10 protein-coding genes are annotated in these 12,735 nt (G+C 68.4%); 8 read left to right on the top strand and 2 right to left on the bottom strand.

The window, feature by feature from the left end; genetic code table 11:
• Positions 1-32 precede the first annotated feature (32 nt).
• Entirely contained in the window at positions 33-863 is an 831-nt protein-coding gene (locus tag BLS34_RS22225) for an aspartate dehydrogenase (RefSeq protein WP_028795174.1), read from the top strand.
• A 69-nt stretch (positions 864-932) separates the two neighbouring features.
• Here BLS34_RS22225 and BLS34_RS22220 read toward each other — a convergent pair whose 3' ends face one another.
• Both BLS34_RS22220 and BLS34_RS22215 read right to left on the bottom strand, forming a co-directional pair.
• On the bottom strand, positions 933-4,571 hold the full coding sequence (locus BLS34_RS22220; RefSeq protein WP_093153976.1) for an AsmA family protein: 3,639 nt from the start codon (positions 4,569-4,571) through the stop codon (positions 933-935).
• Positions 4,572-4,688: 117 nt separating this feature from the next.
• Positions 4,689-5,333 (bottom strand): malonic semialdehyde reductase, encoded by a 645-nt coding sequence (locus BLS34_RS22215; RefSeq protein ID WP_093153974.1) that lies wholly within the window; start codon positions 5,331-5,333, stop codon positions 4,689-4,691.
• Between the two features lie 95 nt (positions 5,334-5,428).
• Between BLS34_RS22215 and BLS34_RS22210 the strand changes: the two genes are divergently transcribed.
• The 7 genes from BLS34_RS22210 (at position 5,429) to BLS34_RS22180 (ending at position 12,665) form a co-directional block, all read left to right on the top strand.
• Positions 5,429-5,887 carry a hypothetical protein gene (locus tag BLS34_RS22210; RefSeq protein ID WP_093153971.1) on the top strand — a complete coding sequence of 153 codons (459 nt, stop codon included), beginning with the start codon at positions 5,429-5,431 and terminating at the stop codon, positions 5,885-5,887.
• 16 nt (positions 5,888-5,903) lie between these two features.
• A complete protein-coding gene (locus BLS34_RS22205) occupies positions 5,904-6,668 on the top strand; it encodes a sulfite exporter TauE/SafE family protein (RefSeq protein WP_028795170.1) in 765 nt (254 codons plus the stop codon).
• Positions 6,669-6,800: 132 nt separating this feature from the next.
• The gene (locus BLS34_RS22200) at positions 6,801-7,934 is read left to right on the top strand and encodes an isocitrate/isopropylmalate dehydrogenase family protein (RefSeq protein WP_028795169.1); all 1,134 of its coding nucleotides are present in this window, start codon (positions 6,801-6,803) and stop codon (positions 7,932-7,934) included.
• Positions 7,935-8,063: 129 nt separating this feature from the next.
• On the top strand, positions 8,064-8,567 hold the full coding sequence (locus BLS34_RS22195) for a PilZ domain-containing protein (protein WP_028795168.1): 504 nt from the start codon (positions 8,064-8,066) through the stop codon (positions 8,565-8,567).
• Positions 8,568-8,603: 36 nt separating this feature from the next.
• Complete coding sequence (locus BLS34_RS22190) at positions 8,604-9,017, top strand: DUF350 domain-containing protein (RefSeq protein WP_028795167.1); 414 nt, start codon at positions 8,604-8,606, stop codon at positions 9,015-9,017.
• 123 nt (positions 9,018-9,140) lie between these two features.
• Positions 9,141-9,851 (top strand): S1 family peptidase, encoded by a 711-nt coding sequence (locus BLS34_RS22185; protein WP_175474342.1) that lies wholly within the window; start codon positions 9,141-9,143, stop codon positions 9,849-9,851.
• 63 nt (positions 9,852-9,914) lie between these two features.
• Positions 9,915-12,665, top strand: a complete 2,751-nt coding sequence (locus BLS34_RS22180) for a hybrid sensor histidine kinase/response regulator (RefSeq protein ID WP_093153966.1) — start codon at positions 9,915-9,917, stop codon at positions 12,663-12,665.
• Positions 12,666-12,735: the final 70 nt, after the last annotated feature.

Here is a 12,735-nt window from a genome sequence, read left to right as displayed (position 1 = left end):
GACAGCGACCAACCTTGGACGAGGAGGACGGCGTGTCAACATCGCCCGCAACGGGACCGCTTACGGTCGGCATCGGAGGATTCGGCGCGATCGGCCAGAAAGTGGCCGCCGCGCTCGACAGCGGCAGCATCGAAGGACTGAAGCTCGTGGCGGTCTCCGCCCGCGACGCGGACAAGGCCCGGGCCAACATGGCCGGCTTCCAGACGGAAGTGCCGGTCGTATCGCTGGGTGAGTTGGCTGACCGGGCCGACGTGGTCGTGGAATGCGCCCCGGCCTCGGTCTTCGCCGAGGTGGCGGTGCCGGCGGTCGAGCGTGGCCGGATCTTCCTGCCGATCAGCGTCGGCGCGCTGCTGCGCCACGACGAGCTGGTCGACCGGGCCCGGCGCACCGGCGCGCGGATCGTGGTGCCGACCGGCGCGCTGATCGGGCTCGACGCGGTGCGTGCCGCGGCGGAAGGGGAGATCTCAGAGGTCCGCCTCGTCACCCGCAAACCGCCGGGCGGTCTCGCCGGCGCGCCCTATCTGGTCGAGAACAACATCTCGGTCGAGGGGTTGAACACCGCCAAGAAGGTGTTCGACGGCTCGGCCCGCGACGGCGCCGCCGGTTTCCCGGCGAACGTCAACGTCGCCGCCGCCCTGTCGCTGGCCGGCATCGGCGCCGACGCCACGAAGCTGGAGATCTGGGCCGATCCGCAGGTCACCCGCAACACCCACACGATCACGGTGGAGGCGGACAGCGCGCGGTTCACGATGACCATCGAGAACGTGCCGACCGAAGAGAACCCGAAGACCGGCAAGATCACCGCGCTCAGCATCATCGCCACCCTGCGCCGCCTCGGCGCGCCGATGACCGCCGGCACCTGACGGCCCGATCCCGGGCTGACGATAGCGACGCGGGCCGGTTCTCCGGCCCGCGTTTCGTTTAAGGGGGGGTTACTTCTTCAGCAGGTTCTGCAGCAGGCCCTTGGCGGCATCCTCGAGCTGCTGCTTGGGGTCCTGGGGCTGCTGCTGAGGGGGGCTGCCGTCGGTGCCGCCGGCTCCCGTCCCGCCGCTGCTCTGGCCGGAGCCGGGGTTCAGCAGGTTGTCCAGCTTCTCCACGGTGCCGCTCCTGTCGAGCTCCTTGAGGGTGCGGGTGCCGATGGTCTGCACCACGTAGCGCTGCATCTCGTCGATATCGAGGATCTGCCGCGGATTGTCGAACGGTCCCACCAGGCGCATGCCGACCGGCGGTGCGTTCGGATGGTCGGTCAGACGGGCCTGGGCGTTCACGTCCATCTGCCGCGGCGGCAGGTCGATCACGGCGGTGGCCGAGCCCTTGGCGGCATCGGCGTCCAGCGCGACGTCGTTCGAGCGCAGCACGCCCTGCTGCACCGTGTAGCTGCCGGTCAGCGCGGTGAAGGCCGTTTGACCGCCGGACAGCGCGCGCTGGGTCAGGTCGAGGAAATCGGTCGCCCGGTTCAGCTCCTGCAGTCGGTCGGAGAAGGCGCGCAGGTCGAACCCCTTCACCGTGCCGTCGCGCACCTGGAACGACCCGGTGCCGTTCAGGTTGGAGACGAGCTCGTATTCCGAACCGCCGGTCGCCTTCAGGTCGGTGTCATAGGTGAGGATGCCGCTGACCACGTCGGTCTCGGCCGCCGTCTGCGCCGCCTGCCGGACATCGGCGTCGCGCACCTTCACGGTCACCGCGGCCTCCGGCGTCGGCCGGTCGGCGAGCATGGCGGTCAGATCGAAGGTGCCGCCGAACATGCCGCCGGCGAGCTTGGAGACATTGAGGACCCCGTCCGTCAGGGCGGCCACCAGCTCCGCGTTGTCCACGACATAGCTGCCGTACTCGATCGCCTCGATGCCCATGGTCACGTCGGCATCGACCGCGGACAGGCCCGACGTGTCGATCTTCTCGCGCGACCAGCCGCCGCCGGCGCCGCTCCCGCCGGTCGGCGCCGCAGCCGGGGCGGCGCCCCGGGGTGTCGACGCGCTCGGCGGCAACCAGGGATCGACGGCGATCCGGTTGGAGGTCAGGGCCAGGGTGATCTTCGGCCGCGGCCCGGTATTGGCGATCGAGCCGTTGCCGCTGATCCGGATCGGCCCGGCGGCGATCGCCGTCTCGCTGAGGGTCAGGCCGTCCACCGGTCCGTTGAACAGGGTGGAGGCCTCGAAGCCGCCGAGATCGCCGCCGCGCGCCCGATAATCCGGCGAGGCGAGGCGGATCGCCTGGGTCGCGTTCGGATGCGAGATCACCACCTTCATGTTGACGTCGGGCGTGGCCGCGAAGGGGGCGACATTTCCGATCAGCTCAAGCCGGCCGCCACCGGTATAGGCGGCGATCTGATTGGCGTAGCGGCCGTCGTCGCGGGTTTTCAGCTCGCCGTTGATCTCCAGCGAGCCGAGCGATCCAAATCCGTCCAGCGCACCGGGGGACAGGGTGGAGACCAGCCGGTTGGTGTCGGGATGCCGGACCTTGTAGGTGACGTTCACCGTCGGCGGCGCGGTGAGCGGCTGGGCGGTGCCCTTCAGGTCGAGGGTGCCGCCGGCGACGGTCAGCTGCGCGTCCAGCGCGACGTCGCTCATGTCGCCGGAGGCAGAGCCCTTGAAGGCCACGGTACCGAGCTGCTTGGCTGGCACCGGGCTGTCGGTCGACAGCAGGCGGGCGAACCGGTCGGCGTCCTTCACCGACACGTCGAAGGTCATGTCGACCGACGGCTGGCTCGCCGCGTCCTTGAGCACGCCCGAGATCGTGCCGGCCGCCCCGGCCATGTCGCCGACCGAGGCCTGGCGCAGGGTCAGGGTGCCGTTCTGCAGCAGGGCGTCGATCCGGGCATCCGCCAGGGTGATGCCCGTCACCGTCGCCTCGCCGACCCGCAGGTCGATATTGGCGTCGAAGCTGTCCAGAACCGCCAGCGCGTCGGCGGTGCCGCCGCCGTCGGCCGCTGCCGGCTGGGTGGTGCCGGACCCGCTGCCGGTCGGCGCCGGGCCGTCACCCTGCGGCAGATAGGCATCCACGTTGATCCGGTCGATTGCCAGGCTCAGCCCGAAGGCGGGGCGCTCGCGCAGCGCCAGGGTCAGGCCGCCCTGGGCCCGGGTGGCGTCCAGCTCCATGGTCCAGTCGGATACCTGGATCTCCTGGGCCGAGGCACGGATGGCCGCGCTGACCACCGCCTTGCGCAGACGGTCGGCGGGCACGGAAGCCAGGTCGACCTGCAGCCAGTCCAGGGTGGCCCGCAGGTTGTCGGACGCCGCTTCGAGCCGGCCGACGAAGGTCGGTCCGCTCTCAAGGCCGCCGATCAGCGTCACATCGGTGCCGCCGGGAAGCTGGGCGGTCGCCAGGCGCAGATCGCCGACCCCGTCGCGCAGGGACACGTCGATCTGCACGTTGCGGATGGCCGCGCCGTTGTACTGGACCGCATCCACCTTGAGGTCGAGGCGGGCGTCGATATCCGTGGGCAGGACCGCGGCATCGGCGGTCGACTGTCCGCCGGGCGGCGCGGACGGGGGCTGGGTGGAGCCGCTGTCGCCGGTGGGGGAGGCGCCGTCCGTGGCTGCGGCGCCGTCCTTCGGCAGCAGGGCGTCGAGATCGAGCCGGTTGCCGGACAGGGACGCGTCGATCGACAGTTTCGGCTCGAGCGCCGCGGTCACCGCGCCCTGGAACCGGGACTCGCCCAGGGTGACGACCAGATTGTTCGCCTTGACGGCCTGCGGCGACCCGTCGATATCCGCGGTGAGGGACGCGGCATTGGCCGGCAGGCCCTCGGGCGCGGCTGCGCCGAAGGTGGTCGCGATCTTGGCGGCCTCGGACAGGTCGGGCGCCTTGGCCTCCAGATGGCCCTTGAAGCTGGGACCCGCATCCATGTCGAGCGTGCCGTTGAGCGCCAGCTCGATGGCGCCCTCCTGGCCGGTCGCCGTCAGCTTGACCGGGGTTGCCCGGCCGGCATCCAGCGCGCCGACGGATCCCGCCAGCGCCAGGGGGATGCCCTGGTAGCCGACGTCGCCTTCGATCTCGAACGGTCCCTGGAGGCCGCCGGCGGAGATCTCCAGATTGACGTCTGAAAGGGTGTGCTCGGCGCCGCTGGTGGCGTCGCGGTAGACGAGGCGGCCGTCCTCGATCACCGCCTCGTCGATCGCCAGGGCCGGAGCGCCGCCGCCGTCGCCCGATGCCGGATCGCCGGCGCCGCCCTCGCTGCCGGTCGTGCCGTCGAACGTCCAGTTGGCGCGGCCGTCCGGAAGCCTCTCCAGCACGATCACCGGCTTCACCAGAGTGACCGAGGTGACGCGGATCTCGCCGGACAACAGCGGGATGAGGGCCACGGAGACGTCCAGCGATTCCAGGCTCGCCATGTCGGGGGCCGTTCCGCCCTCCACATTGGCGAGGCTCACATCGGCGACGGAGAGGGTGGGCGATGGCAGGATCGACAGCGACAGGTCGCCGCCGATCGTCAGTTCCCGCCCGGTGGCGTCGCGCGCGGCGGCCTGGATCTCCGGCTTGTATCCGTTCCAGTCGATCAGGCTCGGCACCACCAGCACGGCGGCGACGAGAACGATGACCAGACCAACGATCGCAATCAGGACCTTACGCACGACAACTCCCTAACTTCGCTCACCCGCCGGGCGGGCAGTCTGTTTCGGCTGAACATGTCCAACGCCTGGCACCGGCATTGGCTCCCCGCCCGGATCGGCGCGTCATGGGACGCGCGTTCATACGATGCTGCAAACATCCTCGAATTCAAAGCGCGGCAGGCGCTGGAAGACGCTTTCCGGGGTTCCGTATCCCAGGTTGCAGAGGAAATTGGACTTGATTGTGGTGCCGGCGAAGAACTCGGCATCGACCTTGCCCTGATCGAAGCCGGACATCGGCCCGCAATCCAGGCCCAGCGCGCGGGCGGCGATCATCAGATAGGCGCCCTGGAGCGACCCGTTGCGGAAGCCGCCGGTCTCGGCCGCCTGCGGGTTGTCCTTGAAGGCGCCGGACATGTCGCGGTGCGGGAACAGGAACGGGAACTTCTCCCAGAAGGCGGGATCATAGGCGACGATGGCGCAGACCGGGGCGGCCATGGTCTTGTCCACGTTGCCGCCGGACAGCGCGGGCTTCAGCCGCTCCTTGCCTTCGGCGCTCTTCACGAAGACCAGGCGCATGGGCGATCCGTTGGCAGCGGTCGGGCCCATCTTGGTCACGTCGAAGAGCGTGCGGAGCAGCGAGTCCGGCACGTCGCGATCCTGCCATCCGTTGAACGTCCGCGCTTCGCGGAAGATCAGGTCGAGCCCGTCGTCATCGAGAGCCTGGATACGCTGCTTGAGCGACCGAACGGCCTCCTGAGCGGCGGCGACTGCGGCGTCGGTCATGGATACTCCTCTTGTGGGCCGGCGAGACCGGCTGTTGTTAACGCAGGGATATGCGTGTTTATTGCGCGGCGTAAAGGTCGTGGGAAAGAACTCAAATGAGCAAGACCATGGTGCGCCTGTTCCGCTTGCTGACGGTTGTCTCCGCCATTGCCTGCGCTGCACCCCTTTGGAGCGGCACCGTTCAGGCCCAGAACCAGACCCAAACCCAGACCCAGGGCAAGGATCCGCTGAACGGGCGCGAGCGCCAGTTGATGGGGATCGCGGCGTCTTGCGTCGCCTTCTACCAGGCGGCCATGGCTGAGCTGGAGTTGCCGATCGAGGGCAACGAGGCGAAGCGGCAGACCTATCTCGACGTGTTCGACGCCCTGGCCAAGCGGGGCCGGCCGCGCAAGGACTACGAGGCCTCGTTCCAGCGCGACGTGGTGATGCGCACCATCGAGGTGACGACGATCATCCAGAACGACCCGCAGACCGCCCGCCCGCAGGTGCTGGCCAACCTGCCGAAATGCGATGCCCATCTCGACGAGATGAAGACCGTTGCCGGTCTGAACTGAGGGTCGGCATCGCCCAGTGGACGCCCTGCTCGCTCTGATCATACCGGATCCGCTCAGCGACCTCGCGGCGGTCTCCCTGATCGCCCTCAGTTTCGTGACGTCGCTGATGACCGCGGCGCTCGGCCTCGGCGGCGGTATCCTGATGGTGGCCGCCATGGCCAGCGTCGTGCCGCCGGCGGCGCTGATCCCCGTTCATGGCCTGGTCCAGCTCGGGTCGAACAGCGGCCGGGCGGTGCTGTTCCATCGCTTCATCCGCCGGCCCATCGTGATCTGGTTCCTGCTCGGCGCCGCGGTCGGGGTCACGATTGGCGCCCAGGTTGCGGTGCGCCTGCCGCGCGAAGTGCTGCTGGTCGTGGTCGGCGGCTTCGTGCTGGTGACGACCTGGATGCCGTCGCTCGGCCGCTATCGGGTCCCGGACCGGGGCTTTGTCGCCATCGGCGCCGTCACCGCGTTCATCACCATGTTCGCCGGCGCGACCGGGCCGTTCCTCGCCCCGTTCCTGTCGCCGGAACGGCTGGGCGACCGGCATGCCACCATCGGCACCTTCGCCGCCTGCATGACCCTGAAGCACGGCTTGAAGGTGACGGCCTTCGCCGCGGTCGGATTCGCCTATCTGCCCTGGCTGCCGCTGGTCGGGCTGATGGTCGTCAGCGGGTTCCTCGGCACCGTGGTCGGCCGGCAGATCGTCAGCCGGATGCCGGAGGCCCGGTTCCGAACCGCCTTCAGGATCCTGCTGACCGTGCTGGCCCTGCGCCTGCTGTACGAGGGGCTCGTCGGATAAAGGCGATGGGGTAAAGGCGCCGGGGTTAAAGGCGCCCGGGTTAAAGGCGCTTGTCGGCGCTACCCGTCGCACGCCACCATGCGCCGCAAGCCGCAAAGGCCGACAAAAAATGCTTACGGGAGGATATCCGCCATGAGTGCCAATACCGCCTTCGAGATCTCGGTCTTTCCCGGTGACGGGATCGGCCCGGAGGTGATCGACCCCACGGTGGCGATCCTGCAGACCCTGCGCGACCGCATCGGCGGCTTCGACCTCCGCTTCCGCTCGGAGGCGGCGGGGGCGGCCCATTACAAGGAAACCGGCACCGCCCTGCCGGAAGAGGCGATGTCCCGGGCGGACAAGGCCGACGCGATCCTGCTCGGCGCCATGGGCATGCCGGACATCCGCTATCCCGACGGCCGCGAGATCGCGCCGCAGCTCGACATGCGCGAGACCTTCGAGCTGTTCGCCGGCGTGCGTCCGGTGCGAACCCTGCCGGGCGCGCCGGTGCCGCTCGGCGACCCGCGGGCGCAGAACCTGGACTTCGTGTTGATCCGCGAGAGCACCGAGGGCCTGTTCGCCGGACGCGGCAAGACGGTCTTTGACGGTCCCGCCGACCGGCCGACCGCCGCCCACGACACCCAGACCATCACCCGCGCCGGCTCCGAGCGGCTGTTCGATTTCGCCTTCAACCTGGGGGCCAAGCGCAAGGAGCGCGGCCATGCCGGCCAGGTCACCTGCATCGACAAGGCGAACGTGATCGGCGGCTTCTACTTTTTCCGCCAGATCTTCGACGAGGTCGCCGCCCGCCACGGGGTGAGCGACCCGGCGCATATGTATGTGGACGCCTGCGCGCTGAACATGGTCCGCCGGCCCTGGATGTTCGACGTGCTGGTCACCGAGAACATGTTCGGCGACATCCTCTCCGACCTCGGGGCCGGGCTGATGGGCGGCATGGGCATGGCGCCCTCGGCCGATATCGGGCCGCGTCATGCGGTGTTCCAGCCCTGCCACGGCAGTGCGCCGGACATCGTCGGCCAGGGTTTGGCGAACCCGACGGCCACGTTCCTTTCGGCGGTGATGATGCTGGAATGGCTGGCCGACACCCATGGGGTGGCCGACTGCGCGCGGGCCGGGCGGGTTCTCGACAAGGCGGTGGAGGTCGCGTTCCGGGACAACGGCCTGGTGCCGACCGAGTATGGCGGGTCCTCGGGCACCCGGGCGATCACCGACGCGGTCGTGGCGGCGATCGCCGACGGGCGCGCGGAGGCCGGGCTGGACGCATAGGCGATTCCGGTCGCCGGCCGATCACGCTCTAACCCATTCAAGATAGAGCAAGTTCACACGAGCAGATGTTTCCATCTGATCGTGATTTGCTCTAGGCTCCGCCAACGACAACCGAACGGCGGTTTGTTCATGTCCCTGAGCGACCCTGACGCCATTTCCGGTGAGGGCTTCTTCAAGGATATCGCGATAGGGCGGGACCAGCGCATGCAGGACCGCTACGTCACCCACCGCACGGCCATCAATGTCGACCGGCAGCGCTGCCTGGTCTTCGATATCTCCACCGGCGGGCTGCGCATGCAGATGCCGCCGGAAACCCGGAAGGTCGGGGACGACATCCGGGGGCTGCTCGTCTGCAAGGCGGGCGGCGCGGATATCCGCGTCATCGTTCACGGGCGGATCGTGCGGGTCGAGCCCGACGGGCAGTCCGTGGGCGTTCAGTTCGCCGATCTGCCGCCGGCCCACCTGGAAGCGGTCAAGGCCATCATCCACATGATGGAGCGGCTGGAGATCGAGGCGTCCTACGAACAGGCCCGCCGCCCGAAATCAAGTCCGCCCATGCTGCGCGCCGCGGTCGCCATCGCGGTGTTCGGCGCCACGATCGGCATCGGCGCCCTCTATCTGACGATCCGTTAGCCCTCTCCCGCTCACCTCCCGACCCGAGGCCCCCGCATGCACGCCGTGATCGAGTCCTTGCTGACCGGATTGCCCTATCTCCTCCTGCACCTGACCGTGACCCTGGCCATGCTGGCGGTCGGCGCCTGGCTGTACGAGAAGATCACGCCGATCCGCGAGGTCGATCTCATCAAGGCGGGCAACGTCGCGGCGGCCGTCTCCTATTCCGGCGCGCTTCTGGGCATGGCGATTCCGCTGGCGTTCTGCATGGCCGCCAGCGTCAACGTTCTCGACATCGTGGTGTGGGGCGTGGTGGCGCTGGCGCTTCAGCTCGCCGTGGTCCGGCTGGTCGAGGCGATACTCGGCGGGTTGTGGCACCGGATCGAGGCGGATCAGATCGGCCCGGCCATCCTGGTCGCGGCGGTGAAGCTGTCCGTGGCGGCCATCAACGCAGCTGCCGTCTCGGGCTGACCCGTGCGCCTTGGGAACAACCGCATCGGCCTTCTCGGATTCCTGCTGGTGATGATTCTCTCTGCCGTCTCCACATACCTGAAGGGTCCGTCGTCATCGCCGAAGGACGGTGGGGACGTTTCCGTGCGCCGCCCCCTGCCGACCCCGCCTCCCGGGGATCTCGCGGGACTGCCTGAATTTTCGGTGGAGATCGGAGAGAAAGCCGACGGCCGGGGCACCGCCTTCGCGATCGGGTCGGGTTTCTGGATGACCGCGCGCCACGTGGTGGACAGCTGCGACGTGGTCGGGATTCTGGAACGGCCTCGCCGCGGGCTGCGGGCGCGCAGCTACTCGGTTCATCGCAGCGCCGACGTGGCGGTGATGCGGATCGACCGGTCCGCCCCGCCGGTGCGCTTTGCCGACGCCCCGCCTCAGCCGGGCGATATCGCCTATCACGTCGGTTTTCCCAGGGGCAAGCCGGGCGAGCTGCGCTCCCGGATGCTCGGGCTCAGCGTCATGAACGCGCGCGGGCGCTACAGCACCCGGGAGCCGGTGATCGCCTGGGCGGAACTCGAGCGTTTCCCGGAGGATTCGAGCCCGCTGTCGGGCATCAGCGGCGGCCCGGTGTTCGACAGCCAGGGGCGTCTGATCGGCGTCCATGTGGCGGGATCGGTGCGCCGGGGTCGATCCTTCACCGCGCACCCCTCGTCGATCCGGGAAATGGTCGATCGTTCCGGTGCGGCGCTGTCGAGCGCTGCCGAAGCATTGCCCTTCACGCCGGATACGCTGCCCGCGGTCGCCGATGCGCTGCGTGACCGGGGTACGGTTGCGATGGCCCTGTGCGACGTCCGCTAGCGGCCCACCTTCCGTAGAACGCCGTCCGCGGCTACGGTGATCAGGGGCGATAGGAGTATCGCATTGGTATTTCATACCGAGATTCGGGACGCTATCGACCGACTGGTCGAGAACCGGACGATACGGGGCCTGTACCGCGAATGGTCCGATCTGGCGTCCCCCGACCGGCTGCCTCCCTACGCCTCCTTCCAGCCGGAGATGCGGCCGCTTTTGGCGTCCCACCTCATGGTCCTGGCACCGGAGGATGTCGGCTACCGCTACCGGCATTACGGCGTGAGCATCGCGCGGGCCGCAGGCTTCGATATGACCGGCCGCTCCACCGCCGATTTCGACAGCGATGTCGGCCGGTTTTTCGAGGAGAAGTACCGCCAGACCCTGGCCAGCCGGCAGCCCCTCTACACCCTGCACCGGGCGAGCCATGCCCGCGCCGTCTTGTTGTGGGAACGGTTGATCCTGCCGGTGGACCACGAGGGCAGCACCCTGCTGGTCTGCTACAACACGCCGGCGGACAACAAGACCGACGCCTTCGACGCGCTGATGGAGTCCAGTTCGGAGGGATTGCTGCTGCTGCGCCCGGCACAGGATGAAGGCGGTCGGGTGACGGATTTCGTCATCGCGGTGGCCAACCGGCGCGTCCAGGAGATCTTCGGGACCTCGGACTCACTCGACGGCCGGCACCTGGGCGAGGCCTCGCCCGTGGTGAGCGAGCAGGTGTTCAACGCGTGCCTTCGGGTGCTGACCACGGGAGAGATGGAGCGTCTTCGGGTCCGGGGCGACACCGGCGCGGCGGAAGACGGCCCGATCTACCAGGTGGGACTCTCCAGCGCGTCGGATCGGGTGATGATGTCGCTCAGCGATGTGACGGAGGTCACCCGCGCCAAGGAGCAGGCGGAACGGGCGAACGAGGGCAAGTCCCGGTTCCTGGCGATGATGAGCCACGAGATCCGCACGCCGATGAACGGGCTGATCGGCATGCTCGGGCTCGTGCTGAAATCCGAGCTCGCCGACGAGCAGCGCTCGATGGTGTCCCTGGCCAAGCAGTCCGCGGACAACCTGCTGGTCATCCTGAATGACATTCTCGACTTCTCGAAGATCGAGTTCGACAAGCTGGAGCTCGAGCACGCGTCCTTCGAACTGAACGACCTGGTCGCCAGCGTGACCGACCTCTTCTACCCGCAGGCGGCGGCGAAGGGCCTGGAGGTGGTGTCCTATATCGACACGTCCGTGCCGATGCGGCGTCTCGGCGACCCCAGCCGGGTGCGCCAGATCCTGATGAACCTGGTCGGCAATGCGGTGAAGTTCACCGAAACGGGTGGCGTTACCCTTAGCGTCACCGGCGTCGACGGCGATGGGGTTCGGTTCGAGGTTCGCGACACCGGCATCGGAATTCCCGTCGACCGGCTCCATACGCTGTTCAAGGAATTCTCCCAGGCCGATGAGAGTATTTCGCGGCGCTACGGCGGGACCGGTCTCGGTCTGGCGATCAGTGAGCGGCTGGCTCAGATCATGGGAGGGACGATCACGGCCGAGTCCGTCACGGGCTTGGGCAGCCGGTTCCGTGTGGACCTGCCGCTTGCCGTCGCGGCGGACCAGACCCCGCGCGGCTCCGTGATCGACCGGCTGCGCGGCAAGCGGTGTCTGATCGTCGACGATACCGCCGTGAACGTCGACATCTTCCGCCGGCAGGTGGCATTGTGGGGTATGGAAAGCGTGGGACTGGACGACCCGCGGCGGGCCGTCTCTCTCCTGCGAGATGCCGAACGGGAGGGCAGGGCGTTCGATGTGGCCATTCTGGATCACAAGATGCCGGAACTGACCGGACTGGACCTGGCGCAGCGCGTGCGCAGTGACCCTGCGCTGGACGGGACCCGTTTGATCCTGGCCTCGTCCGCCGATATCGGCTTCAACGAGGGTCGCGACGGCTTCGACCTGTTCGACCGCGTCATGCGCAAGCCGATCCAGCCGCTGGATCTGATGTCGGCGCTGGCCGGCGACGCAACGCGTCTGCCGACCGACCCGCAGGCCGAGGAGACGCGCATGACCGATCATCCGCTGCGGGTGCTGGTGGCCGAGGACAACAACATCAACCGGATCCTGATGCAGACCGCCCTGACCCGGCTCGGACATACGGTCTCGCTCGCCGAGAACGGGGTCGAGGCGGTGGACGCGGTGCGGCGCGAGACCTTCGACGTGATCCTCATGGACATCGAGATGCCGGAGATGGACGGCGAGGAGGCCGCCCGCCGGATCCGCGCGGACCATGGCCCGAGGCCGGCGATGGTCGCGCTGACCGCCCATGCCGGTGAATCGCACCGCGAACATTTTCTCGGGCTCGGCTTCGACGGGTATCTCGCCAAGCCGGTCGATTTCGAGGAACTGGACGTCCTTCTCGGGCACCTGGTCGGCGGCGAGGCCACCGCCGTGCCTTCAGAGCCGGAGACGTCTTCCGCCGCCCTGATAGAGCCGGACCGTATCGACGCGCTCACCCAGGCGTTGGATCGGACCACGGTGGCGGCGATGCTGACCAAATTCGCCGACGGTCTCGATGAGGCCCGGCCGAAGCTGGTGGAGATGCAGGAGACGGGCGATCTGGCCGGCATGGCCACGCTGGCCCACACGCTGAGGGGGATGTGCCTGAACTTCGGCGCGCAGAGGCTCGCGGAGACCGCCCTGGCGGTCGAGCGGACACTGACCTCGGGGATGGCGCTGGGCCAGCCCGAACTGAAAACGCTGGTCGATCTTATTATCCATACTTATGATGAGGTCTTGGGCTTGGCGCATCGACTTCATGAGAGCAGCGACCGCATCTCGTAGTCGTGCCGACCGGGCGTCTGGTGAATCCCGCTCCGGTCGGCTATCTGGACAGTCACTCTGGTGCAATGGA

Origin of the sequence: Thalassobaculum litoreum DSM 18839 (assembly GCF_900102465.1) — a bacterium.
GTDB lineage: Bacteria > Pseudomonadota > Alphaproteobacteria > Thalassobaculales > Thalassobaculaceae > Thalassobaculum > Thalassobaculum litoreum.
The sequence above is the reverse complement of the archived record's forward strand: the minus strand, read 5'-3'. Positions and strand labels throughout refer to the sequence as shown.